Origin of the sequence: Cupriavidus plantarum, from assembly GCF_905397285.1 — a bacterium.
Classification (GTDB): Bacteria; Pseudomonadota; Gammaproteobacteria; order Burkholderiales; family Burkholderiaceae; genus Cupriavidus; species Cupriavidus plantarum.
The window spans coordinates 1,240,966-1,259,223 of the sequence record NZ_CAJPUX010000001.1 but is presented as its reverse complement, the minus strand read 5'-3'; the positions used below and the strand labels follow the sequence as shown (position 1 = coordinate 1,259,223).

Annotated in this window: 18 protein-coding genes and 1 tRNA gene; 7 read left to right on the top strand and 12 right to left on the bottom strand. The window is 64.6% G+C overall.

Annotated elements, in window-relative coordinates:
- Positions 1-2: 2 nt before the first annotated feature.
- From KHP16_RS05850 to KHP16_RS05825, 6 genes are all read right to left on the bottom strand, one after another.
- Complete coding sequence (locus KHP16_RS05850; protein ID WP_109581332.1) at positions 3-1,394, bottom strand: replicative DNA helicase; 1,392 nt, start codon at positions 1,392-1,394, stop codon at positions 3-5.
- Between the two features lie 102 nt (positions 1,395-1,496).
- Positions 1,497-1,949, bottom strand: a complete 453-nt coding sequence (rplI, locus tag KHP16_RS05845) for a 50S ribosomal protein L9 (protein WP_109581333.1) — start codon at positions 1,947-1,949, stop codon at positions 1,497-1,499.
- A gap of 31 nt (positions 1,950-1,980) precedes the next feature.
- Positions 1,981-2,259, bottom strand: a complete 279-nt coding sequence (rpsR, locus tag KHP16_RS05840) for a 30S ribosomal protein S18 (protein ID WP_006575387.1) — start codon at positions 2,257-2,259, stop codon at positions 1,981-1,983.
- Positions 2,260-2,262: 3 nt separating this feature from the next.
- The gene (gene priB / locus KHP16_RS05835; protein WP_109581334.1) at positions 2,263-2,577 is read right to left on the bottom strand and encodes a primosomal replication protein N; all 315 of its coding nucleotides are present in this window, start codon (positions 2,575-2,577) and stop codon (positions 2,263-2,265) included.
- A 35-nt stretch (positions 2,578-2,612) separates the two neighbouring features.
- Positions 2,613-2,987 (bottom strand): 30S ribosomal protein S6, encoded by a 375-nt coding sequence (gene rpsF, locus KHP16_RS05830; protein WP_061958219.1) that lies wholly within the window; start codon positions 2,985-2,987, stop codon positions 2,613-2,615.
- A 141-nt stretch (positions 2,988-3,128) separates the two neighbouring features.
- Positions 3,129-4,154 (bottom strand): asparaginase, encoded by a 1,026-nt coding sequence (locus KHP16_RS05825; RefSeq protein ID WP_109581335.1) that lies wholly within the window; start codon positions 4,152-4,154, stop codon positions 3,129-3,131.
- A gap of 201 nt (positions 4,155-4,355) precedes the next feature.
- Between KHP16_RS05825 and lexA the strand changes: the two genes are divergently transcribed.
- Together lexA and KHP16_RS05815 are read left to right on the top strand one after the other, a co-directional pair.
- Complete coding sequence (gene lexA, locus KHP16_RS05820) at positions 4,356-5,012, top strand: transcriptional repressor LexA (RefSeq protein ID WP_115952143.1); 657 nt, start codon at positions 4,356-4,358, stop codon at positions 5,010-5,012.
- A gap of 176 nt (positions 5,013-5,188) precedes the next feature.
- Complete coding sequence (locus KHP16_RS05815) at positions 5,189-5,362, top strand: hypothetical protein (protein WP_167468374.1); 174 nt, start codon at positions 5,189-5,191, stop codon at positions 5,360-5,362.
- Positions 5,363-5,570: 208 nt separating this feature from the next.
- On the opposite strand, the gene KHP16_RS05810 is transcribed toward KHP16_RS05815, so the two are convergent.
- Positions 5,571-6,302 (bottom strand): hypothetical protein, encoded by a 732-nt coding sequence (locus KHP16_RS05810; RefSeq protein WP_244214421.1) that lies wholly within the window; start codon positions 6,300-6,302, stop codon positions 5,571-5,573.
- Positions 6,303-6,521: 219 nt separating this feature from the next.
- On the opposite strand from KHP16_RS05810, the gene KHP16_RS05805 reads away from it, so the two are divergent.
- Positions 6,522-6,746, top strand: a complete 225-nt coding sequence (locus KHP16_RS05805; protein ID WP_109581338.1) for a DUF2188 domain-containing protein — start codon at positions 6,522-6,524, stop codon at positions 6,744-6,746.
- Positions 6,747-6,808: 62 nt separating this feature from the next.
- On the opposite strand, the gene KHP16_RS05800 is transcribed toward KHP16_RS05805, so the two are convergent.
- The 5 genes from KHP16_RS05800 to KHP16_RS05780 form a co-directional block, all read right to left on the bottom strand.
- Positions 6,809-6,884 (bottom strand) — tRNA-His (locus KHP16_RS05800).
- Between the two features lie 134 nt (positions 6,885-7,018).
- Positions 7,019-7,276 carry a hypothetical protein gene (locus tag KHP16_RS05795; RefSeq protein WP_109581339.1) on the bottom strand — a complete coding sequence of 86 codons (258 nt, stop codon included), beginning with the start codon at positions 7,274-7,276 and terminating at the stop codon, positions 7,019-7,021.
- Positions 7,277-7,944: 668 nt separating this feature from the next.
- Entirely contained in the window at positions 7,945-8,949 is a 1,005-nt protein-coding gene (gene dusA / locus KHP16_RS05790; RefSeq protein ID WP_211959731.1) for a tRNA dihydrouridine(20/20a) synthase DusA, read from the bottom strand.
- Between the two features lie 389 nt (positions 8,950-9,338).
- Positions 9,339-9,902 (bottom strand): NADPH-dependent FMN reductase, encoded by a 564-nt coding sequence (locus tag KHP16_RS05785; RefSeq protein WP_109581379.1) that lies wholly within the window; start codon positions 9,900-9,902, stop codon positions 9,339-9,341.
- Between the two features lie 90 nt (positions 9,903-9,992).
- Positions 9,993-11,099 (bottom strand): enoyl-CoA hydratase/isomerase family protein, encoded by a 1,107-nt coding sequence (locus KHP16_RS05780; RefSeq protein WP_211959730.1) that lies wholly within the window; start codon positions 11,097-11,099, stop codon positions 9,993-9,995.
- 137 nt (positions 11,100-11,236) lie between these two features.
- Between KHP16_RS05780 and KHP16_RS05775 the strand changes: the two genes are divergently transcribed.
- The 4 genes from KHP16_RS05775 (at position 11,237) to KHP16_RS05760 (ending at position 18,235) form a co-directional block, all read left to right on the top strand.
- A complete protein-coding gene (locus KHP16_RS05775; RefSeq protein WP_211959729.1) occupies positions 11,237-12,112 on the top strand; it encodes a sterol desaturase family protein in 876 nt (291 codons plus the stop codon).
- Between the two features lie 111 nt (positions 12,113-12,223).
- A complete protein-coding gene (locus KHP16_RS05770; protein WP_109582696.1) occupies positions 12,224-12,565 on the top strand; it encodes a hypothetical protein in 342 nt (113 codons plus the stop codon).
- Between the two features lie 201 nt (positions 12,566-12,766).
- Positions 12,767-13,216 carry a MarR family transcriptional regulator gene (locus tag KHP16_RS05765; protein ID WP_109581382.1) on the top strand — a complete coding sequence of 150 codons (450 nt, stop codon included), beginning with the start codon at positions 12,767-12,769 and terminating at the stop codon, positions 13,214-13,216.
- Positions 13,217-13,315: 99 nt separating this feature from the next.
- Positions 13,316-18,235 (top strand): NAD-glutamate dehydrogenase, encoded by a 4,920-nt coding sequence (locus tag KHP16_RS05760; protein WP_211959728.1) that lies wholly within the window; start codon positions 13,316-13,318, stop codon positions 18,233-18,235.
- Positions 18,236-18,258 lie beyond the last annotated feature (23 nt).

The window sequence follows — 18,258 nt, the reverse complement described above, 5'->3', positions numbered from 1 at the left end:
GCTCAGGTGTCGTTATCGAAAAACGCCGGGCCGCCAGAGAAGTTGTCGAACTTGGTGAACTGACCCAGGAAGGTCAGGCGCACGGTGCCGATGGGACCGTTACGCTGCTTGCCGATGATGATCTCGGCCGTTCCCTTGTCCTGCGAATCCGGGTTATACACCTCGTCCCGGTAGATGAACAGGATCACGTCGGCATCCTGTTCGATAGCGCCCGATTCCCGCAGATCGGACATCACGGGGCGCTTGTTCGGCCGCTGTTCCAGGCTTCGGTTCAGCTGGGACAGCGCGATGACCGGACAGTTGAGTTCCTTGGCCAGCCCCTTCAGCGAACGCGAGATCTCCGAGATTTCGGTCGCGCGGTTCTCGCCGCCGCCCGAGCCGGACATCAGCTGGAGGTAGTCGATGATGATCAGGCCCAGCTGGCCGCATTGCCGCGCCAGACGGCGCGAGCGCGCGCGCAGTTCCATGGGATTCAGCGCGGGCGTCTCGTCGATGAACAGCTGCGCATCGTTCATGCGCTGGATCGCATGGGTCAGGCGCGGCCAGTCCTCGTCGAGCAGACGACCCGTCCGCAACCGGTGCTGGTCCAGCCGGCCCACCGAGCCGAGCATACGCATGGCCAGCTGCGTGCCCGCCATTTCCATCGAGAACACCGCCACGGGCAGGCCCTGCTCCACGGCGACGTGCTCGCCGATATTCAGCGAGAACGCGGTCTTGCCCATCGAGGGGCGGCCGGCCACGATGATCAGGTCGCCCGCCTGCATGCCGCTGGTCATGCGGTCGAGATCGATGAAGCCCGTCGGCACACCCGTGACGTCGGACGTCGAGTCGCGGTGATAGAGCTCGTCGATCCGCTCGACCACCTGCGTCAGCAGCGGCTGGATTTCCTGGAAACCCTGCTGGCCGCGCGAGCCTTCTTCGGCGATCGCGAAGACCTTCGATTCCGCCTCGTCGAGCAGCTCGCGGACTTCGCGGCCCTTGGGCGCGAACGCCGCCGACGCGATATCGTCGGCCACGGTCACGAGCTTGCGCAGCACCGAGCGTTCGCGGACGATTTCCGCGTAGCGCCGGATATTGGCCGCGCTCGGCGTGTTCTGCGCCAGCGAATTCAGATACGCCAGGCCGCCGACTTCCTCGGCCTTGCCGGCCACCTGCAGCATCTCGTAGACGGTAATCACGTCCGCGGGCTTGGTCGCGGCGATCAGGCGCGCGATGCTCTGGAAGATGACGCGATGGTCGAATCGGTAGAAGTCGGATTCCGACAGGAAGTCCGCGATGCGGTCCCATGCGGCGTTGTCCAGCAGCAGGCCACCGAGAACCGATTGTTCGGCTTCGATCGAATGCGGAGGAACCTTGAGACTGTCGAGTTGGGGATCGGCGGCGGGCGCGTTCATGGGGTGGGATTATAACGGGCGCAAAAACAAAAAAGGCAGGAGCCTGGCCCCTGCCTTTTTTATCGATCGGCCGCGCCGTGACGCGGCCGCTCCGGACAATGCTTAGACGTGCTCGCCCAGCACCGACACGGTCACGTCCACCACCACATCGGTGTGCAGCGAGACGGTCACCGGGTGGTCGCCCACGACCTTCAGCGGGCCGTTCGGCAGACGCACTTGCGCCTTCTCGACCTTGAAGCCCTGGGTACCCAGTGCTTCGGCGATGTCGGCGTTGGTCACGGAACCGAACAGACGGCCGTCCACACCCGACTTCTGGGTCAGTTGAACGGTCAGGCCGTTCAGCTTCTCGCCTTCGGCTTGCGCGGCGGCCAGCTTCTCGGCAGCGGCCTTTTCCAGCTCGGCGCGCTTCGCTTCGAATTCGGCGATTGCGGTGTCGGTGGCGCGGCGGGCCTTCTTCGACGGGATCAGGAAGTTACGTGCGTAACCGTCCTTGACGCGAACGATGTCACCGAGGTTGCCCAGGTTGATGACTTTTTCCAGCAGAATGACTTGCATCGTGTATTTCTCCTTGCGGTCCTGGGGACGATCAGTTCTTGTGCAGGTCGGTGTACGGCAGCAGCGCGAGGAAACGCGCGCGCTTGATGGCCGTGTCGAGCTGACGCTGATAGTGCGCCTTGGTACCGGTCAGGCGAGCCGGCGTGATCTTGCCGTTGTCGCCGATGAAGTCCTTCAGCGTGTCCAGATCCTTGTAGTCGATCTGTTCCACACCTGCCACGGTGAAGCGGCAGAAGCGCTTGCGCTTGAACAGCGGGTTCTGTTGCTGGAAGCGCTTCTTGTTCTTGTTGTCACGTTTGACGAATGCCATGATTCAATCCTTTTCGAATGCACTCTCTTCGAATGCCGTACATCCAATGATGTGAAAGACCAGCGTCTTGCTGTTGCGGTGCTTGCGCGCCAGGAAGCCTTCGCAGTCGAGCAGCGTACCGAGCGGCATGCGCTCCAGTTGCCTGCCCACCGGGCCGATTCCCATCGCGGCGATCGCGAACTCCACCTGCCGCGGCGTTGCCGCTTCCACGACCTCGCCGGCATGCTGCAGGATGCAGTTGACGACGGGGACGCCGGCTGGCGTGTAGCGAAGGACGTCGCGTTCGACGAGCGTCGCGGATAACCGGATCTGGTTCACCGCGCCCGCCCTTCCGCTGGCACCGCAGTCCGCACTCAGGCGGCCTGGCCTTCCGTGGTCGTTTGCGCGGCCTTGCGGGCTTCTTCGCGCTGCACTTCCTTCATCATCGGCGAAGGAGCGGTTTCAGCCTTCTTGGTCTGCACGATCAGGTGACGCAGCACGGCGTCATTGAACTTGAAGGCGTGCTCGAGCTCGGCCAGGGTGTCCTTGCCGCATTCGATGTTCAGGCAAACGTAGTGAGCCTTGGCCAGCTTCTGGATCATGTAGGCCATCTGACGGCGGCCCCAGTCTTCCACGCGATGAACTTGACCGTTTTGCGAGGTCACGAGCTGCTTGTAGCGCTCGATCATCGCCGGGACCTGTTCGCTCTGGTCCGGGTGGACGATAAAGACGATTTCGTAATGACGCATTGACGCTCCTTTTGGATGTAGCCACCCGGGCGTCACGTCCGGTGCGGCAAGGGTGGGTAGCCCGCGAGTATAGCCCGAGCCTTCACTTCCCTGCAAGGCCCGCGTTTTAGCTCGCGTACTCAACCGCCCCCGGGCCCGCGGTCAAAATGCCGCCAGGCGGGCCTGCAGGCGCACCGGGTCGGCGCCGAGCGACGGATCGGCGGCCAGGAGCAGCAACAGCAGGACGCGCGCCTTGTACGGATTGAGATCCAGCGCCGAGAGGAACCCCCCGACGGCGGCGCGCGCCGACGCGGGCAACGCCACGTGCCCGGCACCCGTGCGCGACGCGCGCACCACGGCCACGCCCTGCCGCGCGGCGTCGGCCAGCGCGCCGCCGAGGACCTCGTGCACCGAGCCGTTGCCGGCCGCGGCCACCACGATACCGCGCACGCCCGCCGCCGCCAGCGCGTCCACCACCACGCGGCTGGGTTCCGCATAGCTTCCCACGATTTCCACCATCGGCCACGCCGACGGCACGGGCAGGGGCGCGATGGCCGGGAGCGGCGCGCGCTGGAAGCGCACGTAATCGTCCTGCACGAAGCCGAGCGGGCCGCCGGACGGGGAAACGAAGGCATTGACCGCCGACGTATGCGCCTTGGTCGCGTCGCGGCCGGCATGGATCTGCTGGTTGATGACCACGAGCACGCCCTTCCCCCGCGCGTCCGCATGCGCGGCCACGCGCACCGCGTCCAGCAGGTTCAGCGGACCGTCGGCGGACAGCGACGTCGAGGGGCGCATCGCCGCGGTCAACACCACGGGAATCGGACACGGCTGCGTCAGATGCAGGAACATCGCCGTCTCTTCCAGCGTGTCAGTACCGTGCGTAATGACGATACCCGCGACGTCGGGCTGGGCGGTCCAGTAGGCGATGCGCGCGGCCAGCGCGGACCACAGCGCGAAGCTCATGTCCTTGCTGTCGATCTGCGCCACCTGCTCGGCTTCCACACGCGCGACGCCCTGCAGCGGCGGCACGGCCTGCAGCAGCGCGCCGACCGGAACGGTGGCGGCCTGGTAATGGGCGCTGCTGGCGGCGCTGCCGGCGGAGCCGGCGATGGTGCCGCCGGTGGCGAGGACGACGACGCGGGGAAGCTGAGCGGGAATCTGGGCGGGATGGGACGCGGCGGGCATTGGCGTGGCGGTGAGGACCGGGTCGGTGGGAGGCCGATTGTAGCGGGTACAAGATTGTGCTTGCACTTCACACGATACTGTATAAAATCACAGCATACTGTTTAAACGTACAGTGCCCTGCGCACCCGGAACACGAAGTACCCAAAAGAAAAGCAACAAGCAGAACACAAAGAATATCGCTGAAAGGACTAGGCACTCGACATGGCAACCCTGACCCCGCGGCAGCAGCAGATCTTCGATTTGATCCGCAACGCGATCCGCAGCACCGGCTTTCCGCCCACGCGCGCCGAGATCGCGGCCGAGTTTGGTTTTTCATCGCCCAACTCCGCGGAGGAACATCTGCGCGCCCTGGCACGTAAGGGCGTCATCGAGCTGACCCCCGGCGCGTCGCGCGGCATTCGCCTCAAGGTGGCGCGCAGCGATTCGGAAATGTCCGATCAGTTCTCGCTGCCGATGGCGGGCGTGCTGCAACTGACTTTACCGCTGGTGGGCCGCGTGGCCGCGGGCAGCCCGATTCTCGCGGCCGAGCATATCGATCGCCAGTATCAGGTGGATGCGTCGGTGTTCGACGAACGGCCCGACTATCTGCTGCGCGTGCGCGGCCTCAGCATGCGCGACGCCGGCATTCTCGATGGAGATCTGCTCGCGGTGAAGCGCGCGAGCGAAGCGCCCAACGGCAAGATTGTCGTGGCGCGATTAGGGGAAGACGTCACCGTGAAGCGTCTGCAGCGCCGCGGCGGCAGTATCGAACTGATCGCGGAGAACCCGGATTATCCGAATATCGTGGTCGAGTCCGGCCGTGAAGAGTTTTCTCTGGAGGGCATCGCCGTGGGATTGATCCGATCGTCCGGCTTTTGACCTCCGCCCCGCGCGCGCCGCTCCGGCCGCCAGGCTTTCCTGGCTCATGCCGGCGCGCGCAACCTGCGGAACCCTAGCGTCCTAGGTTCATTTGCATCGTTGTTTTTGCCCTGTCGCCCCGTTCTCCCGAACGATGGGTGCGGACCCTTGCTGTCTCAAAATCACGAGGTGTAGCCATGCCGCAAATCAATACCATCGCCGCCCGTCGCCCGGTCAAGCCGGTGCCATTCCGGCAAACCAAGGGCGTTCGCGTCTATCAGGGCGCGCAGCGTCGCACGATGGTGGGCAGCATGGCGGCCATCTGCCGAATGCTCGAGTTGGACGACCTGCCGGGCAAGCTCGCCGCTTGAGCCGTGCATTGCACCGCACAATTTTCCTTGTAGAAAATGCAGTTGCAGGCTCACAACGTGTAATTAAGAAACCGTTTAACACTGTGCTGGGTGTGATTTAATTCTCTATCGTGCGTCGCTACGGCCGCGCACATTCTCGCGCGGCTGCGCAGAACCGGGACTTGACGACCCCGCCGAGTGCCGGTTTTTTTTCGGCCGGTTCATGGCCTCAAGTCATGCCGGTCATGTTCCCCTGCAGGCGGTCGCGCAGTTTGCGGGAGAAGCGCAGCGCCTTGCTCAGCCCCATGGAGAAGCCAGGATCGTAATAGTGGATCAGCAGCGAGCGCCGCTGGCCAGCCTCCACGTGGAGGTTCGCGTGCTTGAGCGCAAAGCCGTTGAACACGTAGACACTTCCTGGCTCCACGCTAATGCGCTCGCAGTTGCCGCGCCGCAGGTCATGCACGGTCAGCTGCTTGCGGACCTCGAACGGCAGGTTACGCTGCAGCCCGTGCCGGATCTTGCAGAACACGTTGTCGAGGGTCGATACATTGCGGCGAATCTTGCCGTACGTGACGAGGTCGCCGTTGAAGAACGAGTCGGGCGCGGCTAATTGCAGCGGCACGAGCAGCGTCAGCAGATGCGAATCGAAGTGTCGGCAGTGGCCATCCCGACTGTTGTCGATGCTCACACACCGCAGCACATGATGCGGCCGCTCCTCGAGCGGCTTCTGGCTCATCTTGCGCGCGAACCGAAGGGTCGCCGCGCACACCATCTCCTCCATCTGTCGAAACGCATCGACCTTGCGCAGGATCTCCCCCACCAGCCGCGGCTCGACACGCGTCGGCTCCGGGCCGAACGATGCATCGATCGCCGCATTGATCTCGCCAAGCACGCTCGCGGGAATTACCTCCCGAAACGTTTTCAGCGCTGCGTACTCCTCGTACCCCATTGGTGTTATCACGATATGTCTCGCTTGTTCGAAGGGGGAAAAAGAATCATTACAGATCTGAAATCTCAGAAATGCTAGGCAATGCTGACGGCCCGAGTCGTAACGTTTGGTGCGTTGCCGCACGTTCGAGCGAAACTCGTGACCGACGCCGATGTAGGACCGACGCCGATACCATCAGCGCGGCACTCCGCGCGAGACTGTTCCCGTCTAATTCGAAAAGGGAGACGCGCCATGGCAGCGAACGTCCATGTGGTACCCACGGAGCGGAACGGCTGGGCAGTGGAAGTCGAGGGCACCGACGGTGCCACCTCGCATTACCCCTCTCAGGAAGAAGCGATTGCCGCCGGCACGGAGAAGGCGAAGCGCGACAAGGTGGAGTTGTTTATCCACGACCGACACGGCAAGATCCGTGAGCGCAATTCGTTCGGCCATGACCCGCGGGATGTGAAAGGGTGAAGGACTTAAAAATCGAGCGCAATAAAAAAGCCGCCCTGGGGCGGCTTTTTTACGGAATCTTTTGGGGTGGCTGATGGGACTCGAACCCACGACGACAGGAATCACAATCCTGGACTCTACCAACTGAGCTACAGCCACCGTCGATACAACTTGCTTCGCTGCTCAGGTATTGCTCGATCAGCGAAGAACGAGATTCTACAAGGATCTTGGGGCGATGGCTAGTACTCCGCACAAAAAAATTCGAAGTTCCTGCTGAGCCCGCGCGGACGGGCTCAGCCGCCCTGCCACTTCGCTTCGAGGAGCACGGCTTCCTTGATGGCGGCGATGGTGTCCTCCTCGGTCTCGAACAGGCCGAGCAGTCGTTTGGACTTGCCGTTGAGCACGTCCTGCTGCAGCGCTTTGGCGGCAGCCTCCGACGTTCCGCGATGCCAGCAGTAGCGCGCGGTCCATTTGCCGTCCTGAAGCTGTTCCGCCACCCAGATCAGGCGGTAGCCTTCGAACTCGATGCCGAACGAAACGTCGTCGTCCATTTCCCAACGCCCTTCTTGATTTCGATGTCATTCGTCATGCCGTCTGTCGCGGCACTGGCGCAGATCGTATCACGCCTTGTGCACCGCACAGTGGAATAGCACGCTCCAAGCGGCGGACCGAAAATGGCCCGCTCGAAATAAGAAAAAAACCTAACGCCGTCGCCCCTACCAACGCAGGGTTCAAGGGAGACTGCGACGTGAGAGATACTTCGCGCTGAGGGACATTGACCCCCCTCGACATTCCCGTCAGGCGACCTTCTCAGAAGCGTCGCCTGCTTTTTTTTTGGGGACATGGGTCACGACAAAAAAAAGAGCCCGCCGCAGCGGACTCTGAATTTAAGCGATCTCAATTGCCCTGAAGGCCCATTCAATGTAGCCGCAAGGCGCGTCGCCCACCATTCGGGTAAACGGATAGTCGGGAAATCGTGAAAAAAAGAAGCCCGCGCTCGGCGGGCTAATAATCAGTTGAAGAAAGCCCTGTATTCGAGGGCACAGTCAGTTTAAGAACTTGTGACGGCCGGGGCGAATTAGGGGAATCCCTTTGCTGGCGCGGCTTTGCGGCTGTTGCGGCCCTTGGGGCGACGCCCCGCCTGCGTTTCCAGCACGATCGTTCGCTTTTAGAAGCTTTCCTCGATTTCCGCACCGGGTAGTAGGCCGCGCAAAGAGGATCAGGCAGCTTCGAGCCAGTCCGGCCGCAGGTGCGACCGCGCCTCTTCGAATAGCGCGACGACGGCCCCACGCGTACGCGCCGCGTGCATCCGGCGCGCGTCGGACAGCACGCGTCGCCAACCCCGCCCGCCATGGATGCCACGATGCAGGCCCAGCATGTGCCGCGTGACGGCACCCATGTAACCGCCCTGCTCGACAAACTTGGCCACATACTCCTGCATCGCGAGTTCGGCGTCGTGTCGTGTCTTGACCGGTGTATCGGCGCCGTAGAACCGCTGATCCATCTCGGCGAGGAAGTATGGCTGGTGATACGCCTCACGCCCGATCATCACGCCATCCACATGTTGCAGATGCGCGGCGACTTCGTCGTACGTGACGATGCCACCGTTGATGAGGATCTCGAGTTGCGGAAACTCGCGCTTGAGTTCGTAGGCGACTTCATAGCGCAGCGGCGGAATCTCGCGATTCTCCTTCGGACTCAGCCCCTTGAGGACCGCGTTGCGCGCGTGGACGATAAAGGTCTCGCATCCGGCCTCGGCAATGGTGCCGACAAAGTCGCGCACGAAGCCATAATGCTCGATCGTGTCGATGCCGATGCGATGCTTCACGGTGACGGGCACCGACACCACATCGCGCATCGCCTTCACGCAATCCGCCACCAGTTGCGGCTCGGCCATCAGGCACGCGCCGAATGCCCCGCGCTGCACGCGCTCGGACGGGCAACCGCAATTGAGGTTGATCTCCGCATAACCCCACTGCTCGCCAAGCTTCGCCGCCTGCGCGAGATCGGCCGGCTCGCTACCGCCGAGCTGCAACGCCACGGGCTGCTCGGCCGCAGCGAAGTCGAGGTGCCGCGCCACGTCGCCATGCAGCAGCGCGCCCGTCGTCACCATTTCGGTATAGAGCCATGTGTGCTGGCTCAACGCGCGGTGGAACGTGCGGCAATGGCGGTCGGTCCAGTCCATCATCGGCGCGACCGAGATGCGGCGGGGGTTGGCTGTCATGTGAAGCGAAATCGGCGAAACCCCGCAGTATAGAGGAACGCCAAGGGAGCCGCCGACGGACTCGCGGGTGTGATCGGACCGCTACAAGAAGAAAAGCGCCCCGTGAGGGGCGCCTTTCTCGTGTTCTTCTGTCTTCTCCACCTGCCATGCATGTCAGTGCATGAACAGCCAGATGAGTACGAGAACGAAGGCCGGAACGCCAAGCAGCCAGGCGAGGATATAAGGCATGATCTTCTCCTTTCTGTCGTGGAAGGGATGTGATCCCAGTGACTCCACTATAGAAAGACGCATGCCCCACGGATGTCGGGTCCCGCCCGCGAGCGGATGTAGGACAGGACTGACCCGGTGTTCCAGACGACTCGTGCCCTTGTGACGCGCGCCCTCGTGACTTAACGCGCGGCGTTGCGTTCGATCCAGGTGGCGAAGGTCGTCAGGTACTTCTCAAGGAAGCCGCGCGTGCCGTCGTTGGCGATGCCGCCCTTGTCGTCGAACAGCTTGTCGCCGCCGCCGATATAAGCCTCGGGCTGCTGCAGCACGGGGATGTTCAGGAACACGAGCGACTGGCGCAGATGGTGGTTGGCGCCGAAACCGCCGATCGCGCCCGGCGACAGGCTGATGACGCCGCCCGGCTTGCCGTCCCACGCGCTCTTGCCATACGGACGCGAGCCGATGTCGATCGCGTTCTTGAGCACGCCCGGCACCGAGCGGTTGTACTCGGGCGTAATGAACAGCACCGCATCGCTGCGTTTGATGCGATCGCGGAAGGCCTGCCAGGCGGCCGGCGGCGTATCGGTGTCGTCGTCCTGGTTGTAGTGCGAGAGCTGGCCGATCTCGACGATCTCGAGCTTCAGCTGCGGCGGCGCCAGCGCGGCAAGCGCGTGCGCCAGCTTACGGTTCAGGGATTCCTTGCGCAGACTACCCACGACCACGGCGACATCACGAGGATTGCTCATTGCGTTTCCTTTCGACGATAAAGACAGCTGGTACGGTTGTCAGGTTGTTACGGAACGGGGGTCGGTTAAGCGGACATCCGTGCGTGGACATCAACGGCCGAGCGCGGCGAGCGGATGATCTTCGCTACGCCACGGACTGTCGAAGAATGCGCGCACGCGCGCGGCGGACACGTCGTCGAGACGCGACGGGTTCCACCTGGGCTTGTGGTCCTTGTCGATCGCGAGGGCACGGATGCCTTCCACACCATCGCCCCGCGCAAAGACCTCGTGCATCATGCCGAGCTCCATGCGCAGTTCGTCCTCCAGCGACATGTCGCGCGCGCGGCGAATCTGTTCGAGCGTCACGCACAGCATCAGCGGCGAGCGGCTGCGCAGCATCGCGGCGGTTTGCGCGGCCCAGTCGGCTGGCGCGTTTCCCGCCGCGTCCGCCGACGCATCGCTCACCGCATGGAGGATCGCCTCCACGGTGGCGCCCGCGAACAACCGATCGATCGGATCGTACAGTTTCGCCAGCTCGCTGTCGCGCGGCTGGCATGCGTCGGCGTGCGAACGTGCAAAGGTGTCGACATGCGCCAGCACCGCATCGCCGGAGTCGAACGTCGCGGCATGCAGGGAGGCCACGAGTTCAGCCAGCGCGTTCGCGGGCAGATAGAGGTCGGCGAGGCCCGCATACAGCGCATCGGCCGCGTGGATGACCACACCCGTCAGCCCGAGATATTCGCCGAGGCGGCCCGGCGTGCGCGCCAGGAACCAGCCACCGCCCACGTCGGGGAACAGGCCGATATTCGTCTCGGGCATCGCCATCTTCGTGCGGTCCGTCACGATGCGCCGGCGCGCGCCCTGGGAGATGCCCATGCCGCCGCCCATCACCACGCCGTCCATCAGCGCGATGTAGGGCTTGGGATAGCGATGGATCCGGAAATTGAGCGCGTACTCCTCGACGAAGAACTGGTGCAGCAGCGGGTCGCCTTCGTGATGAGCGCGATGGAACCAGCGGATATCGCCGCCCGCGCTGAACGCCTTGCCGCCGGCGCCGGCAACGATCACGGCATGCACGGCGGGATCGGCGGCCCATCGGTCCAGCGCTCCGGTCATCGCGCGAATCATCTCCAGCGACAGCGCATTGAGGGCCTGAGGCCGCTGCAATGTCAGGTATCCGACACCGCCCCGCACTGTCGTGGTCACAAACTCCGTCATTTGTCTCGGCTCCCCTCGTTTGAAGTATTCGGCAGATTCTACGCCAGCCTCGTATGGAGGACTTCCTCCACGCCAGGGCGCGCCAAACGGTGCACACTCGCTGGCTGCCGCTTCACCGAACAAGACAGCGCCCCGCCATGCAGCGTGCCTCCGCCAGCTTCGACCCCGGCCTGATCCTCATGGCCTTCGCCCCCGTATTCCTGCTGACGATCGGCTGGGAAGCGTGGTACTGGGCGCGCCGCGACCGCACGGTCTACAGCTGGCGCGATACGCTGTCCAACGCCTCGCTCGCGCTGATGCATCAGGCCTCCGATGCGTTCTTCCTCTGGCTCATGATCCGGACCGTCTACGGCTGGTGTTACGCGCATGGCCTGCGCGCGATGCCGGAGACCTGGTGGTCGTTCGTGCTACTGCTGTTGCTGCAGGACTTCCTCTATTACTGGTTCCACCGCGCGAGCCACCGCGTGCGATGGCTGTGGGCGTCTCATGTCACGCATCACTCGTCGGAGGGCATGAACTTCTCCACCGCGTTTCGTCAGAGTCTGACGTATCCACTCTCCGGCATGTGGCTGTTCTGGATACCGCTCGCGTGGATCGGCTTCACGCCCGATTGGGTCATCCTCGCCGTCGGTCTGAATCTCGCGTTCCAGTTCTTCGTGCATACAAGACTTGGCGCGCGGTGGCCGCGCGTCGAGGCGGTCTTCAACACGCCGTCCGTGCACCGCGTCCATCATGCGAAGAACCCCGCCTATATCGACCGCAACTATGCGGGCGTGCTGACGATCTGGGATCGGATGTTCGGGACCTTCGTGCCCGAGCAGGAGGAAGACGCGCCCGTGTATGGCATCACGCGGCAGGTGCGCAGCCACAATCCGCTGACGCTCACGTTCCACGAATGGCGCGACATGTTCGCCGACGCCTGGCGCGAGCGCGATCCGCGCTATCTGTGGAAGCCGCCGGAATGGCGCAGTCCCGCGCATTGGAGGTCGTCCTCGAAAACGCTGATTCCGTGACATCTGTTACGGATTTTCACTATTCGCATGGGGGGCATGCGGGTAAAGTGGTCTTCGGGCTTGTTCCTTCTGGCGATGCCCGCCCGCATCGCCGTCTCTGAAAGGATGAAGATGTTCAAGAAGACCGTTCCGACCCTGATCGCCATCGCCGCGGCGGCCGCCGCGCTGGGCACGGCGTCGCTCGCGCAGGCGCAGACCAAGAACTACACCGAAGGTGGCGACCTCTACAGCGGCTCGCATACCAAGGGCAATCCGAACGCCAACGCGGCGAAGTCGGGCAAGTTCGATCCGTACACGGACGGCGCGAAGAAATCCACGCGCTCGAACCTCGCGCCGAACAAGAAGGCGGATCCGTACACGGATGGCGCCAAGACCGGCAAGGCCGATCCGTATACCGATGGCGCGAAGACGGGCAAGGCTGACCCGTACACCGACGGCGCCAAGAAGCCGTAGTTATTGCCGTTGTTGACCCCGTCGTTTGCCCCTCTTCCACGCGCCTTGGAGGCCCGGGAGAGGGGCGCGCAAGCGCTGCCCGAAGCGCCTACGCCATAAGAATGACTAGGACTTACCCGTGCATTCACGCAAATGTCAGGACATTACTGATACTGTGGCGGCCATCGGAACTGTTGAAGCCGATTCGGGAGACTCAAGCCAATGCAGCCCAAAGCACTCGAAACGAATGAGCCGGTGGTTCTTGCCCTTGTCGATGCGGTCACAGCATGGCAGGCGGCCCTCGAGCAAACCCTGTCCGTGTCCGGACTGACCTATACGAAATGGCTGCTGTTACGTGCGATCGGGCAGGAACGCCTGACGCGCGCACAACCCTTCCATGGCCCCGTGTTCATGGACATCGCGGAAATGGAAACGCAGCTGGCTAGTCTGCATGCGGACGGCTGGATCGAATTCACCGAGACGGGCAACGCCTGTATCTCGCCCGCGGCCCGCGCGCGCTTCGACCGTGCGGCGCAGGCGGTCAAGGCCCTGCATTCGGTCTCGGTTGGACATCTCAATAGCGAAGAACGCGCGGCGCTCGGCGGCTTGCTGCAGCGCATGACCGGCACGCTGCACGATCACGCCGAACGGCGGAGCAGGCTCGCGGCCTGAGCTGTCCCCGCGCGCACGCGAGCCGGCAATATTTGTCAGCCGGCGCGGCCAATCTTTCCTAAAGTGTGAGCATGCGTCGGCACATGCCGAGGGGAAGCCATGCCACCGGAAAACGAAGAAAAAACCGCCCTGCTGCTGGACGAACTGCTCGCCTTTGCGCAAGACCGACTACCGGACAAGACCTTTGCCATCGTGGCGCCGCTGCTGCGGCATTACTACGATCTGGCCGACGCCGAAGACCTGCTGGCCCGCGAGGTAGCGGACCTGTATGGCGCCGTGATGGCGCACTGGCAAACCGCCCAGAAGTTCCAGCCGGGGACGGCCGCGCGGCTGCGCGTGTACAACCCGAACCTCGAAGAACACGGCTGGCACTCCGATCATACGATCGTCGAGATCGTGAACGACGACATGCCGTTCCTCGTCGACTCCGTGACGATGGAAGTCAATCGGCATGGGCGGGCGCTGCATTCGGCGATCCACCCCGTGTTCCGCATCTGCCGCGATGCGCGCGGCAACATCGAGCGTATCGGCCTCGGCGGCCCCGACGCGTCGGACAGCGAGGGCGGCAACGCGTGCCGGCTCGAATCGTTTATCCACTTCGAGGTCGATCGCACGGGAGATCCCGCGCAACTCGAAGCGCTGCGCGACGGCATCGCGCGGATTCTCGGCGACGTGCGCGCCGCCGTCGAGGACTGGCCCGCGATGCAGAGCACGGCGCGCGAGACCGTGCAACGCATGGCCAGCGCGCCCAACGCGCAATCGCCCGCCGCCGTGGAGGCGCGCGCGTTCCTGCAGTGGATGATCGACGACCATTTCACGTTCCTGGGCCATCGCGATTACGAACTGGTGACTCGGGACGGTGCGTCGCAGGACGGCCAGTTCTGGCTACGCGGCGTGCAGGGATCGGGCGCGGGTATCCTCCGCGAATCGCTCCGCCCGCCCGGCGACGAAGCGCTGACGCCGCTGCCCGCCGCCGCGCGCGGCATCATCGAGGGCGAGTCGCCGATCTTCCTGACCAAGGCCAATTCGCGCGCGACCGTGCATCGGCCCGGCTATCTCGACTATGTGGGCATCAAGCTTGTCGATGCCAACGGCAAGCTGTTCGGCGAGCGGCGCTTCGTCGGCCTCTACACGTCCACCGCGTATATGGTCCCGAGCAGCGAGATTCCGCTCGTTCGCCGCAAATGCGCGAACATCCTCGCGCGCGCGGGCTTCCTGACCAAGGGGCACCTGTACAAGTCGCTGGTGACCATTCTCGAGCAGTATCCGCGCGATGACCTCTTCCAGGTCGATGAGGACGAGCTCTACGACACGGCCCTGGGCATCCTGCGACTGCAGGAACATCAGCGCACGCGCCTGTTCGTGCGGCGCGACCGGTTCGATCGCTACGTGTCATGCCTCGTGTTCGTGCCGCGCGACAAGTACAACACGGACCTGCGCCAACGCATCCAGAAGCTGCTCGTGCAGGCATTCAACGGTACGAGCTGCGAGTTCACGCCGCTGCTGTCCGAGTCCCCGCTCGCGCGCATCCAGCTGACCGTGCGCGGCCAGCCCGGCACGATGCCCGAGGTGGATACGCGCGAACTGGAAGAACGCATCGTGCAGGCCACGCGCCGCTGGCAGGACGACCTCGCGGCCGCGCTGCACGAGAGCCGTGGCGAGGAACTCGGCAACCGCCTGCTGCGGCGCTACGGCGATTCGTTCCCGGCGGGCTATCGCGAAGACTACGCCGCGCGCACCGCCGTGCGGGACATCGAGCTGATGGAGCATGCCAGGCAGCAGGCGAACGGCCTCGCCATGAACCTGTACCGTCCGATCGAAGCCGCGGCCGGCGCGTTCCGTTTCAAGGTGTTCCGCGCGGGCGAACCCATTGCCCTCTCGCACAGCCTGCCGATGCTCGAGCATCTGGGCGTGCGCGTCGACGAGGAACGTCCCTACCTGATCGAGCCCGACGCGGGCGCGCCCGTGTGGATCCACGACTTTGGCCTGGAGATCGCGAACGATCATGACGGCCCGCCGATCGACGTGGAGATCGAGCGCATCAAGCCGCTGTTCGAGGATGCCTTCGGCCGCGCGTGGAATGGCGAGATCGAGAACGACGACCTCAACCGGCTGGTCCTGCGCGCCGGGCTCGGGGCACGCGATGTCACGATCCTGCGCGCCTACGCCAAGTATCTGCGGCAGGTGGGCTCAACGTTCAGCAATGCCTATATCGAACGCGCGCTCACGAGCAACCCGCGCATCGCCGCGATGCTGGTGGCGCTGTTCGTGGCGCGCTTCGACCCGGCCGTGGCGTGCGGACTACCCGGGGCCGCCCCCGATCCGAACCCGGACCCTCGCTGCCAGAAGCTCCTCGACGACATCGGCGCGGCACTGGACCAGGTGCCCAATCTCGACGAGGACCGCATCCTGCGATCCTTCCTCAACGTGATGATGGCCACCGTGCGCACCAACTACTTCCTGCGCGATCCGCACGGCGCGCCCCGCCCTTACCTGTCGTTCAAGCTCAATCCGGCGCTCGTGCAGGGCCTGCCCGAGCCGCGTCCGATGTTCGAGATCTGGGTGTACTCGCCGCGCGTCGAAGGCGTGCACCTGCGCGGCGGCCGCGTGGCCCGCGGCGGCCTGCGCTGGTCGGACCGCCGGGAAGACTTCCGGACCGAGGTGCTGGGGCTGATGAAGGCGCAGATGGTGAAGAACACCGTGATCGTGCCCGTCGGGTCCAAAGGCGGCTTCGTGGTCAAGCGCCCGCCGCCGATGACGGACCGGGATGCGTTCCTCGCCGAAGGCGTGGCGTGCTACCAGACCTTCCTGCGCGGCCTGCTCGACCTGACCGACAACCTCGTCGCGGGCGAACTGATTCCGCCGCCGAGCGTGGTGCGCCACGACGAATCGGACCCGTACCTCGTGGTCGCCGCCGACAAGGGCACGGCCACGTTCTCCGATTACGCCAACGCGATCTCGGCCGAGTACAAGTTCTGGCTCGACGATGCGTTCGCGTCGGGCGGATCGGTCGGCTACGATCACAAGAAGATGGCGATCACCGCGCGTGGCGCGTGGGAGTCAGTCAAGCGGCATTTCCGCGAGATGGGCGTCGATATCCAGCGCACGCCGTTCACGGTGGTCGGCATCGGCGACATGTCGGGCGACGTGTTCGGCAACGGCATGCTGCTGTCGCCGTGCATCAGGCTGCTGGCGGCGTTCGACCATCGGCATATCTTCCTCGACCCCGACCCGGACCCCGCGCGCACGCTGGCCGAGCGGCAGCGGATCTTCGCGCTCCCGCGTTCGAGCTGGGCCGACTACGACACGACACTGATTTCCGAAGGCGGCGGCATCTATCCGCGCACGGCCAAGTCCATCGCGCTCACGCCTCAGGTGCGCGCGGCGCTCGGCATCGAAGCCACGTCACTGTCGCCGGCGGACCTGATCCACGCAATACTGATGGCGCCCGTCGATCTGCTCTACAACGGCGGCATCGGCACCTACGTCAAGTCCGCCGAGGAGACGCACCTGCAGGTCGGCGACCGGGCCAACGACGCGGTGCGCGTCAATGGCGGCGAGTTGCGCTGCAAGGTGGTCGGCGAAGGTGGCAATCTGGGCTTCACGCAACTCGGCCGCATCGAGTTCGCGCGCAACGGCGGACGCATCAATACCGATGCGATCGACAATTCCGCGGGCGTCGACTGTTCGGATCACGAGGTCAATATCAAGATCCTGCTCGGCATCGTCGTGCGCGAAGGCGAGATGACGGAGAAGCAGCGGAACACGCTGCTGGCCGAGATGACCGACGAAGTGGGCCTGCTCGTGCTGCAGGACAACTACTACCAGACGCAGGCGCTGTCCGTGGCGGGACGCGAGTCGGCGTCGCTGTTGGATGCCGAGGCACGGCTGATCCGCTGGCTCGAGCGCGCGGGCCGGCTCAACCGGCCGCTGGAATTCCTGCCGTCCGAGGAAGCGATCGCCGAGCGCAAGGCCGACGGCGCGGGGCTGACGTCGCCGGAACGCGCGGTGCTGCTCGCCTATAGCAAGATGTGGCTCTATGACGAGCTGCTCGTGTCGGACCTGCCCGACGATCCGCTCGTCGCCTACCTGCTGCCCGATTACTTCCCCGTGCCGCTGCGGGAGCGCTATGCCGGCGCGATGGAACGGCATCCGCTGCGCCGCGAGATCCTGGCCACGCACCTGACCAACATGCTCGTCAACCGCATCGGCGCGACGTTCGTCCATCGCCTGATGGAAGAGACGGACGCGCGTCCGGCCGAGATCCTGCGCGCGTGCATGCTGGCGCGCGACGTGTTCGGGCTGACCGCGCTGTGGCGGCAGATCGATGCGCTCGACAATCGCGTGGACGATGCGGTGCAGGCGCGGATGTTCCGGGCGCTGGGTCGCCTGCTCGAGCGCGCGACGCTCTGGTTCGTGCGCTATCTGCGTGGCGGCGGCACCGTCGACGCGGGCGCCGCGCGCTTCGTAGAAGCCGCGCGCTGGCTCACGCCACAGTTGCCACAGCTATTGCCGGAGGACACTGCCTCGGCGCTCGATGCGCGCGTACGCGAGCTGACCGAGGCCGGCGTCGACGCGCCACTCGCGATGGCGGTCGCGGCCAGCGATACCGCCGCGGCGGCGCTCGATATCGCGGAGGTCGCGGCCAACTGCGACCGCAGCCTCGACGCGGTGGCCGGGGTGTACTTCGCACTGGATACGCATCTGAACTTCGGCTGGCTGCGCGACCGCGCACTGTCGCTGCCCGCCGATACGCACTGGGATTTGCTGGCGCGCACCACGACGCTGGAGGATCTGGGGCGGCTCAAGCGGGCGCTGGCCACGAGCGTGCTGTCGAGCGCGCCTGGCGTGGACGATGCCAACACGATGATCGATGCATGGCGCGCGGGGCGGCAGCCCGCGCTGGATCGCTACGCGCAGATGCTGGCGGACCAGCGCGCATCGGGCGCGTCTTCGACGGCGGGACTGTCGATGCTGTCGGTGGCGGTGCGGGAGATCGGGCTGCTCGATCGCGGCTAGGCCGCCATCGGTCATCCATCGGT